This window comes from Mesorhizobium sp. CA8, assembly GCF_020164955.1.
In the GTDB taxonomy this organism is placed as follows: Bacteria; Pseudomonadota; Alphaproteobacteria; order Rhizobiales; family Rhizobiaceae; genus Mesorhizobium.
Genome location: NZ_JAIUHG010000035.1, coordinates 20,346 through 41,492, shown reverse-complemented (window position 1 = coordinate 41,492; position 21,147 = coordinate 20,346). Strand labels below are relative to the sequence as shown.

The following is a 21,147-nucleotide window of genomic DNA, read 5'->3' as shown; positions in this document are numbered from 1 at the left end:
CAAGGGAAACAGGGCATCTTAGAACCGCAGTCGGGCCATGCTCAGCAGGTCGTGGTACTGCCCGTCGGTAAAGCCGGCCTTCACATGCCGACCTTCGACCTCGAAGCCGTGGCTCGTGTAGAGACGGACGGCCGGTTCGTTGTCGGCATAGACGGTCAATTCGACCCGCTTCAAGGCCCGCCAGTTATCGGCCACGTCAAGCAGCGCGCCGAGGATGGCAGAGCCGATGCCCTTGCCGACAAAGGCATCATCAAGGCCGACATTGATCTCGCCGATATGCGAGCGGCGCGGCGAATCCTGCACGACCAGGTTGCCATGGCCGACGACCTTGCCGTCGAGCTCCGCGACGATCCAGGTGGTTTCCTGGCCGGACTTGGCGATGCGCCGCTCCACCTGCTCCACCCTCTCGAAGGGCATCCTGAGAGTGCCCTGGCGGAAGCCTGGCATGTTAAAGATAGCGCAAAGCGCCTCCGCATCGCTTGGCCGGACGGATCGAAGCAGCGGCTGGATCTTCTCGGACGATGGCGGGGTCGTGCTGGTCATAGCGTTTCCGACGAAGGCAATCGGTCCGGCACGATGCACCGGACGCCACCCGAAAATCCAGTCATGTCCGTAATCTATAATGCCGATTGCGGGCTAAAATACCGGAAAGCGGCGTAGAGTTTGAAGGCGCCGCTGAAACCGATCCAGCCGAAAAGGGCGAGCCAGCACAATGTCTCAATTGCCGTCCAGTCGATCCGGTGCACCGTAGCGTCGGTGACGATGAGGCCGAGGATGGCAAGCAGGCCAACCAGAAATTGCGCCAGCCCGAGAACCAGCAGTTCCTCACGCGGAGCGTTTTTCCAGAGGAGATACACGCCGCCGGCGCCGGCGAGGAAGATGGCGCTGTAGACCTGAGCGTGGAAGGGATCGACCGGCCACGGCCAGCTGCTGCTGACCACCCGGGGAAACAGCAACATGCCGACGCCGTATAGCCCAAGGATCGTCGTTTCCGTTGACATGTAGCCGCGCCATGCGGGGGTTAAGGCCACTCCTTTTGCCGCAGGACGGGCCCTGGCCCGCCACAGGAACAGCCCGGATACCGCGGCCGAGACAAGATAGACCAGGAACCAGAGCCAGGCCGCTTTTCGTTCGAAGTTGAAATAGCCCAGATTGATGAACGAAGCCGCTGACACGATGACTGTGAAGATGAAGGCCATGACCAGCACCAGCCTGCCGGGCGACCAGCGATTCCAGAACAAGAGCGCCGCCATCACCGCCATTTCGGCGGTATAGAAGCCGCCGAGGAAGCGGGCGCTGAACGGCGTGACGGGCCAGGGCCAGCGCGGCTTGACCAGGGCGGGCGCGAAAAACAGCCCGGCGCCCACGATCAGGACGATGATGACAGCCGCGGAGAAAAGGCGCAGGGCCCCTGGAAATGGCGGATTGTCGGATTTTGGCATGGGAGAGAGCCCCAAAACATCGATGCCCATGCGCCATCATAGTGCCGGTTGGAGTCGGAGAAAATCCGTCGAACGGAAATCGACCGTCGCCGTGCTTGTCTATTCGAATTGGCCGTACGGTCCGTTTCGAAGTAAAATGCGTCATTCGGACCAAGCGCGGTCCGGTCAACACGCCCCCGGGCGCATTTTTCCGGAGCCTTTACCATGAACGAAGCTCAGGATCTGTTCTCGCTTCTGCGGCAATCTAGCGATGTCGATCCGATGGCGATCGACGCGATCAAGCGGACCATCGCGGAGGGCGAGGACCGCGAGCTTTGCCGTATCAATGTGCCGGCCTTCGCCAGCAAGCATGGCCTCGACGAGGAGCGCGCCATCGGCGCCTTTCTCCACGCGGCGCGGGTGGGCGTCTTCGACATCTCCTGGAATGTCCTGTGCCCGGGCTGCGGCGGCGTGCTCGACACCAACGCCACGCTGAAAACCGTGCAGAAGGACGAGTACACATGCGCGCTTTGCGCCACGGGCTATTCGCCGACCCTCGACGAGATGGTCGAGGTGACATTCACCGTCAGTCCCCGCATACGCAGAATCGCCGCCCACAATCCGCATGAGCTGCCGTCGCTGGAATATTTCCGGCAGATCTATTGGGCGTCCGGCGTCGATCTACCCGATGAAGACTTCGCGAAAATCATGGAAGATATCTCGCTGGAGGACATCGAGCTTGCGCCCGGTGAAAAGGCGGTTCTGACAGTACAGCTTCCGTCCGATTTCATCATCGTCTTCGAGCCGGTTACCCATTCGGTGCAGTTCATCGACGTGAAGGGTGAGCCGACAAAGGAGCGCCGAAGCCTTTCGTTGGTGTTCGACCGCGACCACGTCCAGAGCCAGACGCTGGAGATGCAACCTGGGCCGTTGCGCATTTCGCTTGAGAACAGGACCGACACACGCGTGCTGCCGACGGTCTTCATCGCCGGCCAGGGCTTGCACGATCTGCTGGGCAAACGCCGGCCCTTCCTCACAGCCAAGCGCCTGCTCACCAATCAGACGTTCCGCGATCTCTATCGCACGGATACGCTCGACATCAACCAGCGCCTGAAGATCACCAGCCTGACCTTCCTGTTCACCGACCTACGCGGATCGACCGCGCTTTACGAGCGGGTGGGCGACCTTTCGGCCTTCGATCTCGTGCGCGCGCATTTCCAGGTTCTGCACGAGATCGTCGCGGCTGAAGCTGGCGCGGTGGTGAAGACGATCGGTGATGCGGTGATGGCGACGTTCGCGACGCCTGACCGTGCGATTGCCGCAGCCCTCAGGATGCGCGACGCCATGCGTGCGCTCAACGACAAGAGCGGGCGCGAGGATCTGCTGCTCAAGATCGGAATCCATGCCGGTCCCTGCATCGCCGTGTCCATGAACGAGCGACAGGACTATTTCGGCCAGACGGTCAACATTGCTTCGCGGGTCCAGAACCTTGCTAACGCACAGGCGATCTTCGCCACTCATGCGGTGGTCGACGACAATCTTACCGCCGATCTACTGCACAGGAAGGCGCTGACGCCAGTGCCGCACGAGGTCTCGCTGCGCGGCATTGAGCGGGAGATAGCAGTATATACGATCCCCTGAACTTGGGTCGTCTCTGCCTCTCACACCCGCACATAAATAAAATAACGATCGGCGGGCACCGAGGGCGGCGCCGGGAGGCGTTGCAAGTGCGGGTGATCGAGCGGCGTGCCACTGACGGCGATGCCGCCGACGCGAAGCAGGCGCGCGATCAGGTCGGGAAGCCAGGTAGCGGTCACTGCGTCGCGATCTTCATAGCCGGTGCCGATGTCGGCGTGAACGAGGGCGGCGTCGATGCCGATGAACCTGATCGCCGTCTCGCGTATTTCGCCGAGCACGAGGTTTTCAGCTTCGGGAATTGAGCTGGAGTGGGCGGCCAGTGCGCGGTCGAACGCAACGATCCGGCGTCCGGGCAGGCGCTCGCTCAGATGATGAAAGGTCCGGCCATTGCCGAGACCGAGCTCGAGGACGGGGCCCTCGATGGTCGCCACCCGCGCGCAGACTTGATCGAGAATGTCGCGCTGTGCGGTAAGCCTGCGGATGAAACTCTCGAGCCGACTCATTTGGTGTGTGTCCCGAACCAGCTAAGAGATCGGCACGCACGGCACCGGAACGATCCGCGGCTGAAACCCGAGGGCGATGTAGTAAACCCCGATCGGACCTCGCGGCATATAGAGCCGAATGATGAACACTGCAACAACCGAAAAGGCTGCCGAGAAGGATCATGCCCGGTGGAGTCGGTAGCCGGCGCAAGGCGCAACGCGATGTCACTTGTAGGGGTCTGCGGCGTCCCGCAAGCCGTCGCCGAGGAAGTTGAACGCCAGGATGACGAGAATGACGGGGAGGATCGGCAAAAGCAGCCATGGATAGAACGCGATCACGCTAACGCTGCGCGCCTCGGTGAGCAGGATGCCCCAACTGGTTATCGGCGCCCTCAGACCGAGCCCGAGGAAGCTCAGCGCCGTCTCGCCCAGGATCATGCCGGGGATGGAGATCGTCGCCGTGGCGATCAGATGCGACATGAAGCCGGGAATGAGGTGCCGCCGGATGATGCGGCTGCTGCTGGCGCCCATCAATTGCGCCGCCAGAACGTAATCCTCCTCGCGCAAGGCCAGAAGCTTTGAACGCACGGCCCGCGCCAGCCCGGTCCAGTGGAGCAGCCCGAGGATGACGGTGATGCCGAAATAGATCAGGATCGGACTCCAGGTTATCGGCATGATCGCCGCCAGAGCCAGCCATAATGGAATGCTGGGAATCGATTGTAGGACCTCGATTATCCGTTGAACTATCAGGTCGAACATACCGCCATGATAGCCGGCCAGTCCGCCGATGACGATGCCAAGGACGAAGCTGAAACCGATGCCGACGAGGCCGATTGTCAGTGAAATGCGTGCGCCGTAAATGATGCGCGAGAGCACATCGCGCCCCAGCCTGTCGGTGCCGGCCAGAAAGAGCTGGCCGTTTTCGGCAGGGCAGACAAGATGCCTGTCACCTTCGATCAAGCCCCAGAATAGGTACCTGTCGCCCTTGCAGAAGAAACGAATCCGCTGAATATCATCCTGCCTGTCCATATAGTTCCGCTTGAGGGTTTCCATATCCAGCCTCATTTGGCGGCCATATACGAACGGCCCGATAAACTGGCCGTCGTGGAACAGGTGCACCCGCTGCGGTGGCGAATAGATGTAGTCCATGTTGCGCGTGTGCAGATTGTAAGGCGCCAGGAACTCGCAGATCAGTATCCCAAGATAAAGCGCTGCGAGGAATATGCCGGATATGAGGGCAAGCCGGTGCCGTCGGAATTTCCACCACATCAGCCGTAACTGCGACGCCTGGAAGACTTTCGACTGCTCAGGCGTCATCGCCTCGACTGACTGCAGGTCAAAGGGCGCAATGGAAACGTAGTGTTGCAGTGGAGCTCCCGGCGCGGGCAGCGGCGATTGCGTGTTCATTTGGTGCTGCCGCCCTGCAAACGAATTCGCGGATCAAGCAGCGCCAGCGCCAGGTCGGAAATCAGGACACCGATGACCGTCAGGAAGGCCAGGAACATCAGGAACGATCCTGCCAGATACATATCCTGGCTTTGCAGCGCCCTGATCAGCATCGGCCCGGTCGTTTCCAAGGACAGCACGATCGCGGTGATTTCGGCGCCGGAGATGATGGCCGGCAGGATGGAGCCTATGTCTGAAATGAAGAAATTGAGCGCCATGCGCAGCGGATATTTGACCAGCGCCTTGAAGGGATGAAGGCCCTTGGCGCGCGCGGTCACGACATATTGCTTGTGAAGCTCATCGAGCAGATTGGCGCGCAGCCGCCGGATCATGCTTGCCGTGCCACCGGTGCCGATGATCAAGACCGGGATCCAGAGATGGGCGAGGATCGACTTCGCCTTGGCCCAGCTCATCGGCTCGCCGAGATATTGCTGGTCCATGAGATGTCCGATGGACGTGCCGAACCAGATGTTGGCGAAATACATCAGGATCAGCGCCAGCATGAAATTCGGAATGGCAAGGCCGAGAAGGCCGAGGAAAGTCAGACCGTAGTCGCCCCAGCTGTATTGATGGGTGGCTGAGTACATGCCGATCGGAAAGGCGATGAGCCAGGTGACGATGATCGTGACGAAGGAAACCAGCACTGTCAGCCACATTCGGTCCCCGATGACGTCGCGAACCGGCAGCTCGTACTCGAACGAATAGCCGAAATCGCCATGCAGCATCCCGCCGACCCAGTAGAAGTAGCGAATGACCGGCGGCTTGTCGAAACCATACTCCTTGCGCATCATCTGGATGCGATCGGAATCCACCGCTTCGCCCTGAGCCCGAAGCTCTGCAACATAGCTGTCGAAATAGTCGCCTGGGGGAAGTTCGATGATCGTGAACACCAGCGCCGATATGATCAGCAGCGTTGGAACCATCACAGCAATGCGCCAGACAATATATCGAAGCACGCTTAGGACTCTCCAAGCCAGAATGTGTCAGGCATATAGACACCGAAATAGGCGGTCGGGTCATAGCCGTAGAGCGCCTTGTCAGGCAGATTGCGCAGCCGCGAGGACGCCAGAATAGGCTGATGCGTTCCGTTCACCGTGCCGATCGAAAACACCTGATCGGTGTAGATCGACAACATTGAATGCCAGATTTCGGTGCGCTCAGCGGCTCCGGTCGAAGCGTTCCAGCGCTTGAGCAAAGCCATCAACTCGACGACAGGCGGAAGATCTGGCGCCTCGCCGAGCGTCCCATGGGACAGGTAGTGAGAACCCCACAGCGGCCATTGCAGTTGGTCGTCCATGGTGGGAGCCAACTGGGACGGGTTCATGTCGGCTGTCGGCACGCCATTGTCGATGCCCGACCATATCGAGATCATGATCTCGCCGCCAAGCGCGCGGCTGCGGAAGATGTCGCGCTGCGAAGTCCGGACGAACAGGGCGATACCGATCTGGCGCCAGTGATCGGTGATGAGTTCGAGCGCGTCGGTTTCCAGCGTGCTTTCGCCAGCCGTTTCCACAATGATTTGCGCCGGGCGTCCATCGGGAAGTATCCGGAGGCCGTCATCGTCACGCCTCTGAAGCCCGACCTCATCGAGCAGCGCATTGGCCTGCTCGGGGTCATGGGCGACCCAGGCTTTCGCGAGTTCCGGCCGGTAAAGCGGGCTCTCCGGCAGGACCGTATCGGCACTTTCCTGCGCCAATCCGTAGAACACCGCCAAATTGATCTCGCGCCTATCCACAGCAAGCGAAAGTGCGCGACGCACGCGCACGTCGCGAAAAAGGCCGCGCCACACCTGGTCGGCACAATTCAGATTGGGCAGTAGCGCCAGCCGCGAACCCTGCGTGCGTTTCCACAGATGCATCTTGACCGGATAACGCTTCTCCGCATCCTTCAGGAATGAATAATCGGAAAAGTCAATTCCCATGCATTGCAGGTCGCTCTCGCCTGCACCGGTCTTGGCGGAAATGATCGCCGACGAGCTGACATTCATGACCACCCGGTCAACATAGGGCAGTTGCCGGCCATTCTCGTCTATTCGATGAAAGAACGGGTTCCGCTCGAAGATGAACTGCTCGGCCGGCGGCTTGGTCCGGTTCTGCCAGGGATCGAGCGTCGGCAGTTCAGGATTCTCCGGGCGATACTGGCGCGACATGCGGATATGCAGGAGCGTCCATTTCTTGGCCCTGTTCTCCTCCATCAGGCCGGCAAGCCGGAATGCGTCCTGGTATTTCTTGTGGAACTGCTTGAGATAGGCGGCCGGCAGAACAAGCGAGAGCGGCGAAGCGCCAGCCAGCTTGGGGAGGAAGTCGGGATTAGGCGCATCCCAGCTATAGCGGACCGTCAGCGGATCGACGATCTCGAAGCGTGGCGGCTTGCCGTCCGCCAACAGGGTCGGGGGAAGCCCGCCTTGCGTAAGCTCATCGTTCAGCCAGACATCTTCCCAGCAATAGCGAAAGTCCTCCGGCGTCAGCAAGCTGCCGTTAGACCATTTATGTCCTTCCCGTATCTTGAAAGTGAAGACGCGATCGTCCGCCACGTCGAAGCTTTCGAGAATGTCGGGTTGCAGGTTGAGCTTTTCGTCATAGCCGACCAGGCGAGTATATCCGTAGATGGTCATCATCCGGATATCTTTCTGGCTGCCGATGATCGTGCGCAGCGTGCCGCCATACTGGCCGGGCTGCCGGCCGATCGCAGCGAGGTTCACCACGCGCGGCCTCTTGGGCAGGCGTTCGGCGAGTGCCGGCAGCGCCAGGGCCTTCAGCAGCGGCTGAAGAAATTCCGGCTCCAGATCGCCGGCGTGCAACGTGCTCGGCACAAACGCCGAAGCCATGAGCCCAAGGATGGCGCGCCGGCTGATCAATGGCGTAGCTCGCTCGCATCGGCCGAGCGTCGGGCCAGAACGAGATGGCCGCCGCCAAGGTCGAGCGGCGACAGCACGTCCGCTTCGCCCTCATCGCGAAATTGCGGTCCCCAGGCGCTGGTGTCGGAAGCGCCGCTGAGCTTCAGCGTCTTGAAATCCATCGGCCTGTCGAGATCGGGGAAGGGTACCGCGGCGAGCAGTGAGCGCGTGTAGGGGTGGACGGGTTTCCTTAGCAGAATTTTGCGCGGCGCAAGCTCGACGATACGCCCGCCGCACATCACTGCGATGCGGTCTGCCATGTAATCCACCACCGCCAGGTTATGGGATATGAACAGGTAGGTAAGGCCCAACTCCCTCTGCAGGTCTTTCAGAAGGTTCAGGATCTGGGCCTGGACAGAGACATCGAGCGCCGAAACCGGCTCGTCGCAGATCAGCAGTTCGGGCCCCAGCGCCAACGCGCGCGCGATGCCGATACGTTGACGCTGCCCGCCGGAGAAACTATGTGGATAACGCTTGATGAAGCGCGGATCGAGCCCGATCGCCTGCATTAGGCTCTTGACCGTGGCGAGTCGGGACGCGGCATTGCCACGTTGATGGATTTCCAGCGGCTCGCTCAAGATGTTCTCCACCGTCATGCGAGGTGAAAGCGACGAAACCGGATCCTGAAAGACCATCTGGATTTTCGCGCGCAGCGTGTGGAGGGCGCCTCCCTCGCCTTTGAGGACGTCGATCGGTCCATCGCGGCCGTTGAAGATCACAGAGCCGCCGCTAGGGGTGACAGCCCGCATGAGGATCTTGCTGACGGTGGTTTTGCCGGAGCCGCTTTCGCCGACCAGACCCAGGCACTCACCCCGCCTGATATCGAAGCTCACGCCGTCCACGGCGCGAACAGAGGGTTGATGATCCCCGCCGAACCATCCGGACTTGCGGACGGTGAAGGTCTTTTTCAGATCCTTGACGGACAGCAGGATGTCGTCCGGCCCCTTCGATGCCGGCGCGGTCTGCTTGCCGAGTAGGTTTCCGACATTCACCGGCACCTCGCGCAGCGCCTTTAGCCTTTCGCCAGGCTTCAGGTCGAAATGCGGAACGGCTGCCATGAGCCCCTTAAGGTAAGGGTGGCCTGGCCGGCGGAATATCGCCTCGACGGGCCCCGCTTCCATGATCTCGCCATGGTAGATGACCACCACCTCGTCGGCGACATTCGCGACCACGCCGAGGTCGTGCGTGATCAGCAGCATCGCCATGTTCAGCTTGGTCTGAAGCCCGCGCAGCAATTGCAGGATTTGCGCCTGGATGGTGACGTCCAACGCCGTCGTCGGCTCATCGGCGATCAACAGGGCGGGCCGGCAGATAAGCGCCATGGCGATCATGGCGCGCTGACGCAATCCGCCCGAAAGTTCGAAGGGATACATGTCATAGGCGCGCTTGGGATTGGGGAAGCCGACAAGGCTGAGCATTTCCTCGGTCCGCGCCCTGCGCTCTGCCCGGGCCATGGGCGTATGAATCTGCAGGGATTCGCTGACCTGGTTGCCGATCGTGTGCAGCGGCGACAGCGATGTCATCGGCTCCTGAAAGATCTTGCCGATGCGGCTGCCTCTCAACGCGCGGATTTCGGGCCCGTCACGCAACATCTTGAGAATATCCTGCGTCGTGCCGGGCTTTTCAGGATCGGAAAACAGGATCCGGCCACGAACATGGGCTGTGTTCGGCAAAATGCCCATCACGGCCTGGCTGAGAACCGATTTTCCGGAACCTGACTCCCCCACAAGCGCGGTAACCTTACCGGGCAGGACGCGAAGATTTGCGCGCCTGACGGCATGCAACGGCCCCCCCATGATGGGAAAAGCGATGCCAACGTCTTCGATCCGCAGCAGATCGACAGCCGAATTCATTCTTACACCAGCCCCACTCTGGCAGCTCCGAAAGCGAGACTAGCGCATTGCCAGCGCAGAGCAACTTGGATTCGAAGCGGTCGTCAGGGGCGGGACGACCGAACTGGCTACAACAGCCGATCGGCCCAGATAGGTGGCGGTTACTGGAGCTTACTCCGGTCGCCCGCCGCCATGCGCGCGGCGTCGCGATGAAGCAGCATGACCTGCTCGGCGTCCGATCTTCGGACCTGAATCGGCTCCGGGGCACTGTCTTCATCGAGTGCGAGAGCTCCCGACAGATCGGGTGAAAGCACCGTCAGCTTCTGCTTGATGCCAGCCAGTTCCTCGTGGCCGAGCGTCAGCCAGCTGTGGGCGCCGCAATAGGCGGCGAAGTCTTTGCTGGCCAGAACGCTGTGCGGATATTTCTTGGTCAGGGTCTGGAGGCGCTGGACCTCGTTCACAGCCGAGCCGAAGACAGAGAATGTGAGCCGGTCGGTAAGCCCGACATTGCCGAACATCACATTGCCGACATGCAGCCCGATACCAAATTTGATGTCGGACAACCCCTGCTCCTTTCTGCGCAGGTTGAGATCCATCATACGCGCGCTGGCCTTATGCGCGGCCGAAAGCGCAGCCTGGCAGGCGATCTCGGACTGCGAACGGTGCCTTTCGCAAGGGTAGACGGCAATGAAGCCATCACCAATGAAACTCATGATCTGCCCGCCATTGCGATTGAAAGGTGCGGCAACGGCGTCAAAAAACTGGTTCAGCGTATCGATATAGATTTCCCGGCCGGAGGTCTCGGCAAGCCTCGACGATCCGCGCATATCTCCCATTACCAATGCGGCCCGGATTGTATCGCCCTCGCCGCGCTTGATCTGGCCGTCAAGCACGCGCCTGCCAGCGTCGCCGCCGAGATAGGTGGTGATCATGTTGTCGGCGAGCTTAGTGAGTACCGCCATCTTGGTGGCGATAGCGAGATGGCTCTGGATGCGCAGCAGCGCCGAAATCATGCTGTCGCTGAAGCCCGCGGCGCTGTCGGTGGACCAGGACCCCATCATGCCCTGACTGGTGTTGCCGCTGAAGGGATGGACGAAAGCCATGTAGTCGGTTATGCCCATAAGCTGGAGGTCGTCGAAAACAGGAAACTCCGACACCACAGGCGGGTCGAGCCGGCGTCGCAGATGATCGAGCTTATTGCTGAGCAGATGGTAGTATGGGCTGGTCAGGAATCTTTCAGACGGCACGCCGGCCTCCTTGCGGAAGCCTTCCACTTCCATGCCTTGGCCGCGAACCCAGGTGAAGCCAAGCGCGTCATAAAGCGGATGAAGCATCGAGAAGCTCAAATGCACCCGCTTCAGCGGCAGGCCGGCAGCAGCCAGCCGTTCGCAAAAGCCATTTACCAATGTTTCCAGGTCGTTGCCCGCCAGCGCCGATTGGTTCAGCCAATCGGCAACCTTATCCATGAGAGTGGTGGAAATTTCTGCGTACGATGTGCTCATTCTATCTCGAAATCCGTCGAAGACTCTGATCTGCAGTTCCAACGACCAACGATAAGACACCCGAAGTCAACAAGGCCGTCGTCGGGGCAAAAGCGGCGAAGAATTTCCCCGATGACCATCCTTGCGGCAAAGGGAAGGCGTAAAGGCATCTGTGTTTCGTGCCGTTATGTGGCGAGGCAGCCGGCGGAACGCAACTACGATCCTGATACCGCGCAAGAAATTCGCCGGCTCAGATGCCATCAGGCCTTCACCACCGTCTCCCGGTCCAGCCCGAGGCGGCCAAAAACATTGCGCGTGTCGACGATCAGAGGGGCGTGATCAGCGATCGTCTGATAGTCGATTGCGTCGTGGTCGGTTGCAACGACGACAGCATCGAAAGCCTTCAGGGTCGCCTCGGTCAATTCGATCGAGCGGCGCCCCTTGATCGCCATATGCTCCCGTGTGGTCGGTATCTCGGTAACATGCGGATCGTGGAATTCCGCCTTGCCGCCCCAATCCTCGATGAGTTCAATGAGCCGCAATGAAGGGCTTTCGCGGATATCGGGCACATTCTTCTTATAGGCGAGCCCGACGATGAGAATGCGCGAGCGGCTGAGCGCCTTGCCGCAGCGCCGGTCCAGTGCCTTCGCCAGTTCATCGACCACATGACGCGGCATGGCCGTGTTGATCTCTGCCGCCAGCTCGATGAAGCGGGTCGGCAGTTCGTATTCGCGCGCCTTCCACGTCAGGTAGAAGGGATCTATCGGAACGCAGTGCCCGCCAAGTCCGGGGCCAGGATAGAACGGCATGTAGCCGAAGGGCTTGCTCTTTGCCGCCTCAATGACTTCCCAGATGTCGATGCCCATCGCCCCGAGCACGACTTTCAACTCGTTGACGAGAGCTATGTTGACCGAGCGGAAGATGTTCTCCGTCAGTTTGACCGCCTCGGCGGTCGCGGTGGTGGAAACCGGAACGACGGTCTTGACCACCCTATGGTAGAAAGACTGCACGAGCGTCGCCGCTTCAATCCCGTCACCTGCCACGACCTTAGGGATCGTCGCGACTTCAAAGCTGCGGTTGCCGGGATCCTCGCGTTCGGGCGAGAAGCCGAGGAAGAAGTCTATCTTCGACCGCAAGCCGGTTTCTTCCAGTATGGGCTTGATCACGTCGTCGGTGGTGCCGGGATAGGTGGTCGATTCCAGCACGACGAGCTGGCCGGGACGCATATGCTTGGCGATGGTGCCTGCCGTGGTCCTGACAAAGGAGAGATCCGGCTCACGGTTTTTCGTCAGCGGTGTCGGAACGCAGATGATGATGACCTCGCAGACGGCCAGTTCCGCAAAATCCGCAGTGGCGCGGAACCGTCCGCTCGCCACCTGGCCGGCAAGGGTTGTCGACGTCACCGCCTCGATGTAGGACTGGCCGTTGTTCAGGCTCTCGACCTTGTGGGCTTCGATGTCGAAGCCCGAAACCGGGAAGCCGGCGCGTGCAACCGCAACCGCCAGCGGCAATCCGACATAGCCCAGTCCGATCACGCCGACTTGCGCGGCGCGTGTCGAAATCCGGTTTAGAAGTTGGTCATATATCGATCGTGAGGCGTCCAAAAATCTGCTTCCCGTCAATTCGGACAGGCTGTCCGTTCCATGGCGAGGCTCATTAGGCTCCACAGACCATGGCCGAGGCATATTGCGGAAGATCGGTTTCCGCAAGCCGTCATCAAACCGGCGCCTTCGCCTTCAGGCTTGCGGCAGCCATCGCATAGCCGCCGGCCGCGCCATCGATGAAATGAAGGTGATCGCGCTGGAGCGGCGAAGCGACGAGGCATGTCATCAAGGCCGATTTCTGGCGGTGCAGGCCAAAGGTGCAGGCGCCCGCCTCTTCCGCCTGTTTCAGCCGGTTCTCGATCCGTTGCAAGACGTCCGCGTCCACGTCGATGGTCATCTTCAAGCCGTCGTCGAACTTCCGAAAATCCGAATTGCTCGCCACGTCGCGTTTGTAGACCTTCGGGTCGAAACTGCCGATCGTCCAGCCAAATCTATCGGTGACAGCCGTAAGCGTCATGAGGAACACTACCCACAGCTTCGTCAGCCATCGCCTTCCAGCCGGCGCCGTGGCCCGCGCCTCGATATCGAGCCCGGCGGGCAGCAAACTGTAGGCCGGCCCGTCCGCCGGTACGGGGTGACCATCGCGTTCCTGCCTGCCGGCAAGGGCGATGATGTCGGAAACCAGCAACTGAAACCCGCGTAAGTCGCGCGACGCCCGCGGTATGGCTATGATCGAGACGATTTCGCCATGCCGGGCTTCGATCGGGTTCCAGCGGCAGGAGAGGCCGGTCAGATCCGGCCGCGCGCCGGGCGGCGCGGGATCGATCCGGTAGCGCCCCGCTTTCATCTCGGCTTCCGCCCAGCTGCCGCCACCGCCGGCGAACATGGCATAGAAGACCGCTTCGGAGGCCTGGAACCTCGCCACGCGAACGTCGAGTCCTTGCGCTCTTATATCCCTTATCGGCACGATTGCGGCACGCAGGGCCAGGCCCAGTTCGTCCGCCACCCATCTCTGGACAGCGGCAAGCGCGTTGCGGGTGATCTCCAGCGCCGAGCCGGGAAACGCCACGAGCGCGCCGTCGCCGCCGAAGACAAAGGGAAAATCTTGCCGACCCAGCGCATTGAGCAGCGCCGAAATGACGCTGGCGCCGGCCATATTGACGGTTTTATAGTGCCCAGCCTCGATCGCCTTGGTCGAGCCGACGATGTCGGCGGTGGCCAGCGCCCAGTCATCGGGGAGAGGCCGATAATTGTCGATATCGGCGACGCTTCCGAACTTTGCGAAGACCGGCAGGGAAGCGACAAACGGGTGGGGCGCGGCAGCTGTTTCCATCGGCATCAGATAGTACATTCCACTGCTTGAAGGGTGAAGTCGATCATGCTTGGAAATTGACTTGCGCCGGCTTTCCGATGATAGGGTCCGGCGATGCGAATTGCCTTCTACGCACCGCTGAAGTCACCCAATGATCCCGTTGCCTCCGGTGACCGCCAGATGGCACGGACGCTGATCAAGGCGCTGGAACGCATGGGGCATAGCGTCGAACTGGCATCTGAATTGCGCTTCTATCTACGCGAACCGGAGCCGAAAAGTTTCGATGCGCTCAAGATCGAGGCCCGGGAGGAAGCAGCGCGGATGACAAGGCTTTGGAATCGCGACGGCAAGCCCGATCTCTGGTTCACTTATCATCCCTATTACAAGGCGCCCGACCTGATCGGGCCCGACCTGGCGGCGGCCTTTGCTGTCCCCTATGTTACAGCGGAAGCCTCCTATTCGAGGCGGCGCAACGCCGGTTTGTGGACTGATACGCAAGCGTTGGTGGCGCGAGCCGTCGAACAGGCGGCGCTGAACATATGCTTCACGCAAAGGGACCGCCAGGGACTGGCGGATGCGGTACCTGGCGCCACTTTCGGCATGCTTTCGCCATTCATCGATACATCGGGATTCCGGGAAACGCCGGCACGGGGCTGTCCGACGCGCCTCGTTACCGTCGCCATGATGCGCCCGGGCGACAAACTCGAAAGCTATCGCATGCTGGCGCAAGCGCTCGGTTCGATCGGTCACCTGCCCTGGACCATGTCGGTCGTGGGGGACGGGCCTGCCCGTGACGAGATCAAGGCGCAATTCGCCGGCTTGCCCGCCGGCCGTATCGAATGGCTCGGCGCGATTGAGCCTGCCGCCGTGCCGGATGTCCTCTACAGCGGAGGAATTTACGTCTGGCCGGGCTTCGGCGAGGCCTATGGCGTAGCCTATCTTGAAGCGCAGGCCGCCGGCCTTCCGGTGGTGGCTCAGGACATCGCCGGCGTGCCGGAGGTCGTGCGGGATGGCCTGACCGGGTTCCTCACTCCGCCGGGCGATGTGACGGCGTTCGCTTCAGCCATTGAAAGACTTCTGGCCCGTAACGACCAAAGAACCATCATTGCGGCTGAAGCCAGACGTTTCGTCCTCGAAGAACGCTCCCTCGGTGCCGCGGCAGCGCGTCTGGCCGAACTTCTCGCGAAGATCCCGGTTTCATGACATCGGATCGAATCTGGCAACCCTTGGTGGAAGAACTGGCGCGCTGGCAACGGGCGGACCGCAAGGCAGAGTTCTGGCTGCGCGACGATGACGCCGTGGATCCGACGCCTGCGCTCGATCGGCTGCTCGACCTCACCGATGAATTCACAATTCCGGTCAGTCTAGCCGTCATTCCGGCCCTGACTGATGGGAAGCTGGTCACCCGGCTTGACGAGGCGCTGCATGCCACAGTCATCATCCATGGCTGGGCGCACCGAAATCATGCGCCGGAGGGCCAGAAAAAGCAGGAGCTCGGCCCGCATCGGCCACGCGAGGCGGTGCTCGATGATATGGCTCGCGGGCGGTCGCGCATAATCGGCCTGCACGGCGCACGTGCCGTTCCGATGCTTGTGCCGCCCTGGAACAGGATCGACGCCGGCGTGGTATCCGAGCTTGGATCGATAGGTTTTACGGCATTGTCGGTCTATGGGCCGCCCAAGCCGGCTTCGCTGGCGGTCATCAACAGCAATGTTGACATCATGGACTGGCATGGCACGCGCGGTTGCCGCGATCACGGCATATTGGTTCAGACCATCATCGCGCAATTGCGGCACGCATTCGACGGCGGCGAGCCGGTCGGCCTGCTCACCCACCATCTCGTACACAATGGATCGGCCTGGCTTTTCCTTGAACGGCTGTTCACGGTCACCGCACAGACTGAAGCCTGCGCATGGCTTCCGATCAGGACATTGATCGCGCGCGGCGCCAGCAAAGGAAATAGCTCAGCGCGCTTTGTGCGATAAGACTGGAAATTCGAGCGTCTGGCCGTCCCGCGCGGCAAAAGCCCCGGCAAACCTGTCCTTGGCCAGTTTCTCGATCTCGTCTAGTTGCTCGTCGGTGCGCGCCGGATCGTGGTGAATCATCGCGAGCTCCCGCGCACCGGCCGCCTCGCAGAGCTTGACGCCCTGTTCCCATGTCGAGTGCCCGTTGCCGCGGTACCGCTCCATTTCCTCCTCGGTATAGGCGCAATCGTAAATGACGAGGTCAGCATCTTCGATCAGGCCGAGCACCGCCTGATCGAGCTTGCCCGGCTCGTGCTCGGTGTCGGTGATGACCGCCACAACGCGGCCGCTCCATTCGACCCGGTAGCCTATGCAGCCGCCCGGATGGTTAAGACTGCCGGTTCGGACCACCACCCCTTCGCGCGGCCGAAGCACGTCCCCGGATGCGAAATCGCGGCAGTCGATGCTTGCCTTGCAGATATCGAGCGTCACCGGAAACCACGGCGGCCGCATGAATTCATCGACCATCTGCCGGGTCGTCATGCGCCCTGCAAGATGCCCGGACCAGAGCCTGACTTTGACGCTGCGGTCATAGATCGGCTTAAAAGCCGGCAGGCCGATGATATGATCGTAGTGGCAATGGGTGAAAAACAGGTCGAAATCGGTCACGCCCGACGCCCGAAGCGCTCCGCCGGCAGGCCGCAGGCCAGAGCCCGCGTCGAACAGAAGCGTATGCTCGCCGCATCGCATCTCAATGCAGATCGTGTTGCCGCCATAGCGACAGAATTCTGACCCCGATACCGAAATGCTGCCGCGCACCCCCCAAAACCTGACCAGGAAAACGTCGTCCTCCATGCTGCTCCTTCGCGGTCCAGTCGCCCTTGCTAGCCGGAGCGACGGCGGGGAACTAAGTGTGCGTCACTGCTTACTTGGCGCTCCGTGCGTCGATCAGGTCCGCGGTCGTATGGCTCAGGCGATCGGCGAGGACCCGCACCAGCTCGATGGTCATTTCCGGGAACTCCTTCATAAGCCTCAGGAAATGATCCTTGCGAATTCTCAGGGCTTCCACCGGACTTGCGGCTCTGACGGTGGCCGTGCGGGAGCTGTTGCACAATATTGCGATCTCGCCAACGATCGAATTTGGCAGCAGTTCGGCAACTTTTATTGTTCCGCTGTCGGAATCGACCAGAATATCCGCCTTGCCTGAAAGGATGACATAGGCGGCGTCTCCCTCGTCGCCCTGCCTGAAAAGGATCTGGCCGGCGCTATAGCTTACGCGATCGGATGTGAACGCGAGAAGCTTGAGCTTTGCCAACTCTATGCCGGAGAACAAGGGAACGCGTTGCAGCATCCCAACCTCATCCTTGAGCAGCATTGTCGCAAACCTCCCAAAATTCACGTCTGCCAGACTAGAACAACCGACGCCCAGATGAAATCAATTCCGTTTCCGGGTGGCGATACGAACCACTTGAGGTGGCGAGCCCAACCAGCCGGAAAGCGGACCCCCTTGACCTTGCAGCAAGTTCCCGCCGGCGGAATGATCCCACCTGAATGTCCAATGCTCTATGACAGCAGTTCCTTGAAAATACCGCCTGCTGCCAAAAGCGTCTCGTGTGTTCCGTCTTCCACCAAACGACCCGCGTCGAAGACGACAACGCGATCGAACATCATCGCCATTGCCGGATTCGTCACGACCCACACAATTGCCGGCGAACGGCCGTCGCGTCTGGCTTCCTCGAGCACGTTTTGCATCACCTTCTCCTGTACGCGCTGGTCGAGGGCCAACAGCGGCCGGTTGAGAATAAGAAAATCGGGCCGCTTGAGCAGGGCCCGGGCAACATCGAGCTTCTGTCGCTGCCCACCGGTCAGCCGCCTGCCGCCGGCACCGACGTTGAAGTCCAAACCGACATCCAGCAGTTCGGCATAAAGCCCCAATTCATCAAGAATGTCATAGACGATGGAGCGTATGCGGTCCGGCGCGTCGGGATGGTTGCTGCCCAGTCGCCCGAACAGGACATTGTCCATGACGGCAGCCGCGGCAATGTATTTAGCAGGATCGTACCGTTCGACCGCGTTTTCCAGCTCGGGCGGCAGGTTTTCATAGAACTGGTTGCGTGCGGCGACGATCTTGTTCATCAATTCGTCGCTCAGCAGGCCGAAGCGATGCCGAGGCTCGATATAGGCAAAGCTCAGGGTGACGATCATGGCGCGGTCGTTCTCCGAGACCGTCTCGTAGGGACGGTTCTTGAGCCGTTGCAGCAAGGTTTCGTATGCGGGTATCTCCTCGGCGCTCATGAAGGCAAGTTGCTGAAAGAACTGGTGATCGGGCGGAAGGTCGGCGAACAGCTCGATCGCTTGTTCGGCGATCTCCAAGCCCATTTCGTAGAGCGTGCGATCGAGGCCGGCTTGCCTCAGCACGGACGCAAAATAGGGATTTGCCGCCAGAGCCCTGTCGGCCAGTTCCGGGCCGGCGGCAGCGCCGAAGAGCAGGTTCTGGCCGATCGTTGCTTCCTTGTTGTAGGCGCCCGGTTCGAAAGGAACCACCAGTTCGCTCAATCCTTCGTGTTCCAGCCGGGTTCGCAGCGCCGCGCGCAGTTCGACGATCCGTCCCGCCAGTTCCGTGTGACGCGTGAGATCGGCCGAAGAACGCAAACCTAGATCCAGAACGTCGCGCGACAGAACAACCGCGTCGAGCACCCGGCGCACGGCTTCAAAGAGGTCGTGCCGGCCGGTAGCGCCGGCGGAAGCATAGTCAATCCAGTCGCTGTGGATATCAAGGTCCGGGTTGCCCGACCGGCGCGCCTCGTGGATGTTCCAGCGGTGCTGGTCCGCCGCGGCACCCTCATAGGTCACCGACGTCAGCGGCGCGTGCTTCAACCCGTAGAGCAGGTTGTCGCGGAGGCTTGCCTGGAACAGGAAAACATCCGACGAGGCATAGGACATGCGCCGGCCGGTCACTGCTTCTGGCAGTTCAAGCAGGTCGTCGGCACCCGAAGCGACCCTTCCGCTTTCCGGCCAGTTCAGCCGCGCGAAGGCCTCTGCGAGCGCCTCCGCTCCACCTGTTGAGGTGCTGACCAGCGCCACCGTCTCCCCCGGCTTGACCTGGAGAGAGATACGATCGAGGAGCATTGCACCGCCATCGTCTGCCATGGACAGACCGATAGCCGACAGGGGGTTGGTCATCGGGCCTGGATCGTCGATCGTCAGTGCCCCGATTCGCGGCGCAATGAGACCCTCGACCGTGAACTGCTCAACGACCTGCTGGTATTTGACCTGGACATCCTGCCGGTCCTGATCCCAGTCGATCAGTTCCTTCATCGGTCCGGGCAGGTCCTTGTAGGCTCCGATCACGGCCACGAGCTGGCCAACGTCCAGCCGCCCCTGGATGACCAGATACCCGCCGACCATGTAGAACAGAAACGGCGTGATCTGCGCGAGAAAATTGTTGAGGAACTTCACCATGAATTTCCATTGGTAAAGATCGAAGCGGATCTTGAAAATGAGCCCGAGCCGGGCAGCTATGTCGGCGCGCTCGTAGTTTGATGTATCGTGGACGTGAACCGCGCCGATGCCGTCGACGATTTCGCCGACGCGGCCCGAAAGCGCGCGCGCCGTCAACTGCCGTTTGCGCCCGAGCACGATCAGCCGCCGCCGCATTCGCGGGATGAGCACGATCTGGATCAACACGATTACGGCCGCGATCATTCCGAGCCAGAAGTTCTGGACCACGATGAACAGCATAGCCGTCACCGCCTGACCGCCGAGCAGCACCGGCTGCAGGAAAGCATCGCCGATGAAACCGCCCAGCGGCTCCACCTCATCCTTCACCATGGTCGCCACCTCGGCGGATTTCACGCGCTTGAAATAACGCGGCGGAAACCGCAGCACACGATCGACCAGATCGAAGCGGATACGCCGCAACATGCGTTCGCCGAGGCGGCCCTTGTATGTGTTGATGTAGAATTTGAAAAGGCCGTTGATGACGACCAGCAGGAGGAACACGAGGCTCAGGGCAAACAGCGTCGTCGTGCGGTCGAGCTGAAAGCCAGGAAAGAACTGGACCTCTCCGATGAACGGCAGGTTATAGTGTAGCCTCATGAATGGCTGGGTCGCGCCCGGTTGATCGAAGCCCTTGCCTTGGATCGGGCCGTTGACGATCAGCTTCGGCAGGTCAAAGGACATGAAATATGGGATCATCGAAAGCAAGACGATAACCAATATCCAGAGCTGCTGCTTCTTGGTGTGCGTCCAGATATAGCGAGCTAGGCTGGGTTCCATATGCGACTGCGGACCTTCAGTTTAAGGAACAAATAGAAACATCAGCTGGTGAACGTCGCATCGGCAATCATCGCCGGCGACACGTTCGAAGCTTGCGAAGCGGCTGGCGGGCCAAGATTGCGTTGTGTCGCCCGAAATCCCCAAATACAAGACGAATATGATGGATGTCACGCAGCCACGCAATGCCGGCATGGACGGGCACGAGCAAGCCCTGGACCTCACGCGGGGAATTGCTGCCTATGTCAACCACCCTCTCGTGGCGGGGCTAGCGCGCGTCATCGCCAAACATCCGCAGGCCGACATCGCCAACGCCTTCAATCACAAACAGGTCGCATGCAAGATGTGGGCGCTCGACAGGCTGTTCGAAAGCCGCGGCGGCCGGTTCGAGCGCATTTGGGTTCTGGGTGGATGGTACGGCATATTGCCGGCAATGCTTTTCAACGACGTCCGCTTCGATATTGCGGCAGTCGATAGCATCGACATCGATCCCGAGGTCGCGCCAGTCGCCCGGACCCTCAACCGGGAAGCCGGCGACCGGTTCCAGGCGCTGACGGCCGATATGTACGCACTCGACTACGCGGCCGGGCGGCCCGATTTGGTGATCAATACGAGCTGCGAACACATAACCGATCTGCGCGCCTGGCTTGCCCTGCTCGCGCGGGGCACCAGTGTGCTGCTGCAATCGAATGACTATTTCAGCGAGCCAACGCACATCAACTGCGTGGCTTCACTTTCAGCCTTCGAAGGGATGGCGGCGCTGCGGGAGGTGCGGTTCTCGGGTGAACTGCCGACAAAAAAATATACGCGCTTCATGCTGATTGGAACTGTTTAGTACCTTTCGCCCCAAGAGCGT

17 protein-coding genes are annotated in these 21,147 nt (G+C 60.7%); 4 read left to right on the top strand and 13 right to left on the bottom strand.

Annotation, left to right across the window (positions count from 1 at the left end; translation table 11 throughout):
• Window positions 1-18 precede the first annotated feature (18 nt).
• Both LB553_RS27760 and LB553_RS27755 read right to left on the bottom strand, forming a co-directional pair.
• On the bottom strand, window positions 19-543 hold the full coding sequence (locus LB553_RS27760; RefSeq protein WP_224517996.1) for a GNAT family N-acetyltransferase: 525 nt from the start codon (window positions 541-543) through the stop codon (window positions 19-21).
• A gap of 74 nt (window positions 544-617) precedes the next feature.
• Window positions 618-1,472, bottom strand: a complete 855-nt coding sequence (locus LB553_RS27755; RefSeq protein ID WP_224517995.1) for a hypothetical protein — start codon at window positions 1,470-1,472, stop codon at window positions 618-620.
• A gap of 174 nt (window positions 1,473-1,646) precedes the next feature.
• Between LB553_RS27755 and LB553_RS27750 the strand changes: the two genes are divergently transcribed.
• Complete coding sequence (locus LB553_RS27750; RefSeq protein ID WP_224517994.1) at window positions 1,647-3,062, top strand: adenylate/guanylate cyclase domain-containing protein; 1,416 nt, start codon at window positions 1,647-1,649, stop codon at window positions 3,060-3,062.
• Between the two features lie 20 nt (window positions 3,063-3,082).
• On the opposite strand, the gene LB553_RS27745 is transcribed toward LB553_RS27750, so the two are convergent.
• The 8 genes from LB553_RS27745 to LB553_RS27710 all read right to left on the bottom strand — a co-directional run bounded on the left by LB553_RS27745 (window position 3,083) and on the right by LB553_RS27710 (window position 14,091).
• Window positions 3,083-3,562: a class I SAM-dependent methyltransferase gene (locus tag LB553_RS27745; RefSeq protein ID WP_224517993.1), complete on the bottom strand. Its 480-nt coding sequence runs from the start codon at window positions 3,560-3,562 to the stop codon at window positions 3,083-3,085.
• A 204-nt stretch (window positions 3,563-3,766) separates the two neighbouring features.
• A complete protein-coding gene (locus LB553_RS27740) occupies window positions 3,767-4,948 on the bottom strand; it encodes an ABC transporter permease (RefSeq protein ID WP_224517992.1) in 1,182 nt (393 codons plus the stop codon).
• On the bottom strand, window positions 4,945-5,943 hold the full coding sequence (locus LB553_RS27735; RefSeq protein ID WP_224517991.1) for an ABC transporter permease: 999 nt from the start codon (window positions 5,941-5,943) through the stop codon (window positions 4,945-4,947). Before LB553_RS27735 ends, LB553_RS27740 begins: the two co-directional genes overlap by 4 nt.
• 2 nt (window positions 5,944-5,945) lie before the next feature.
• Complete coding sequence (locus tag LB553_RS27730; RefSeq protein ID WP_224517990.1) at window positions 5,946-7,844, bottom strand: ABC transporter substrate-binding protein; 1,899 nt, start codon at window positions 7,842-7,844, stop codon at window positions 5,946-5,948.
• Window positions 7,841-9,736 (bottom strand): ABC transporter ATP-binding protein, encoded by a 1,896-nt coding sequence (locus LB553_RS27725; RefSeq protein ID WP_224517989.1) that lies wholly within the window; start codon window positions 9,734-9,736, stop codon window positions 7,841-7,843. Before LB553_RS27725 ends, LB553_RS27730 begins: the two co-directional genes overlap by 4 nt.
• Window positions 9,737-9,876: 140 nt before the next feature.
• Complete coding sequence (locus LB553_RS27720; RefSeq protein WP_224518012.1) at window positions 9,877-11,217, bottom strand: adenylate/guanylate cyclase domain-containing protein; 1,341 nt, start codon at window positions 11,215-11,217, stop codon at window positions 9,877-9,879.
• Between the two features lie 239 nt (window positions 11,218-11,456).
• Window positions 11,457-12,800 carry a nucleotide sugar dehydrogenase gene (locus tag LB553_RS27715; protein WP_224517988.1) on the bottom strand — a complete coding sequence of 448 codons (1,344 nt, stop codon included), beginning with the start codon at window positions 12,798-12,800 and terminating at the stop codon, window positions 11,457-11,459.
• A 112-nt stretch (window positions 12,801-12,912) separates the two neighbouring features.
• Window positions 12,913-14,091 carry a DUF3095 domain-containing protein gene (locus LB553_RS27710; protein WP_224517987.1) on the bottom strand — a complete coding sequence of 393 codons (1,179 nt, stop codon included), beginning with the start codon at window positions 14,089-14,091 and terminating at the stop codon, window positions 12,913-12,915.
• Window positions 14,092-14,166: 75 nt separating this feature from the next.
• On the opposite strand from LB553_RS27710, the gene LB553_RS27705 reads away from it, so the two are divergent.
• Window positions 14,167-15,255: a glycosyltransferase family 4 protein gene (locus LB553_RS27705; protein WP_224517986.1), complete on the top strand. Its 1,089-nt coding sequence runs from the start codon at window positions 14,167-14,169 to the stop codon at window positions 15,253-15,255.
• Window positions 15,252-16,037: a polysaccharide deacetylase family protein gene (locus tag LB553_RS27700; RefSeq protein WP_224517985.1), complete on the top strand. Its 786-nt coding sequence runs from the start codon at window positions 15,252-15,254 to the stop codon at window positions 16,035-16,037. Before LB553_RS27705 ends, LB553_RS27700 begins: the two co-directional genes overlap by 4 nt.
• Here the strand turns inward: LB553_RS27700 and LB553_RS27695 are convergent.
• The 3 genes from LB553_RS27695 to LB553_RS27685 form a co-directional block, all read right to left on the bottom strand.
• Window positions 16,017-16,871, bottom strand: a complete 855-nt coding sequence (locus tag LB553_RS27695) for an MBL fold metallo-hydrolase (RefSeq protein ID WP_224517984.1) — start codon at window positions 16,869-16,871, stop codon at window positions 16,017-16,019. The genes LB553_RS27700 and LB553_RS27695 overlap by 21 nt on opposite strands.
• Before the next feature lie 70 nt (window positions 16,872-16,941).
• The gene (locus LB553_RS27690; protein WP_224517983.1) at window positions 16,942-17,391 is read right to left on the bottom strand and encodes a cyclic nucleotide-binding domain-containing protein; all 450 of its coding nucleotides are present in this window, start codon (window positions 17,389-17,391) and stop codon (window positions 16,942-16,944) included.
• Window positions 17,392-17,579: 188 nt separating this feature from the next.
• Window positions 17,580-20,294, bottom strand: coding sequence for an ABC transporter transmembrane domain-containing protein (locus tag LB553_RS27685; protein WP_224517982.1), 2,715 nt, complete (start codon window positions 20,292-20,294; stop codon window positions 17,580-17,582).
• A 160-nt stretch (window positions 20,295-20,454) separates the two neighbouring features.
• Here LB553_RS27685 and LB553_RS27680 point away from each other — a divergent pair, with 160 nt between their 5' ends.
• Entirely contained in the window at window positions 20,455-21,126 is a 672-nt protein-coding gene (locus tag LB553_RS27680; protein ID WP_224518011.1) for a class I SAM-dependent methyltransferase, read from the top strand.
• Window positions 21,127-21,147 lie beyond the last annotated feature (21 nt).

Excerpts from the sequence above, each read along its gene's own strand:
- LB553_RS27760 (WP_224517996.1), bottom strand. The coding sequence starts at position 543 with ATGACCAGCACGACCCCGCCATCGTCCGAGAAGATCCAGCCGCTGCTT.
- LB553_RS27755 (WP_224517995.1), bottom strand. The coding sequence starts at position 1,472 with ATGGGCATCGATGTTTTGGGGCTCTCTCCCATGCCAAAATCCGACAAT.
- LB553_RS27750 (WP_224517994.1), top strand. The coding sequence starts at position 1,647 with ATGAACGAAGCTCAGGATCTGTTCTCGCTTCTGCGGCAATCTAGCGAT.
- LB553_RS27745 (WP_224517993.1), bottom strand. The coding sequence starts at position 3,562 with ATGAGTCGGCTCGAGAGTTTCATCCGCAGGCTTACCGCACAGCGCGAC.
- LB553_RS27740 (WP_224517992.1), bottom strand. The coding sequence starts at position 4,948 with ATGAACACGCAATCGCCGCTGCCCGCGCCGGGAGCTCCACTGCAACAC.
- LB553_RS27725 (WP_224517989.1), bottom strand. The coding sequence starts at position 9,736 with ATGAATTCGGCTGTCGATCTGCTGCGGATCGAAGACGTTGGCATCGCT.
- LB553_RS27720 (WP_224518012.1), bottom strand. The coding sequence starts at position 11,217 with ATGAGCACATCGTACGCAGAAATTTCCACCACTCTCATGGATAAGGTT.
- LB553_RS27710 (WP_224517987.1), bottom strand. The coding sequence starts at position 14,091 with ATGTACTATCTGATGCCGATGGAAACAGCTGCCGCGCCCCACCCGTTT.
- LB553_RS27705 (WP_224517986.1), top strand. The coding sequence starts at position 14,167 with ATGCGAATTGCCTTCTACGCACCGCTGAAGTCACCCAATGATCCCGTT.
- LB553_RS27700 (WP_224517985.1), top strand. The coding sequence starts at position 15,252 with ATGACATCGGATCGAATCTGGCAACCCTTGGTGGAAGAACTGGCGCGC.
- LB553_RS27695 (WP_224517984.1), bottom strand. The coding sequence starts at position 16,871 with ATGGAGGACGACGTTTTCCTGGTCAGGTTTTGGGGGGTGCGCGGCAGC.
- LB553_RS27690 (WP_224517983.1), bottom strand. The coding sequence starts at position 17,391 with ATGCTGCTCAAGGATGAGGTTGGGATGCTGCAACGCGTTCCCTTGTTC.
- LB553_RS27685 (WP_224517982.1), bottom strand. The coding sequence starts at position 20,294 with ATGGAACCCAGCCTAGCTCGCTATATCTGGACGCACACCAAGAAGCAG.
- LB553_RS27680 (WP_224518011.1), top strand. The coding sequence starts at position 20,455 with ATGGATGTCACGCAGCCACGCAATGCCGGCATGGACGGGCACGAGCAA.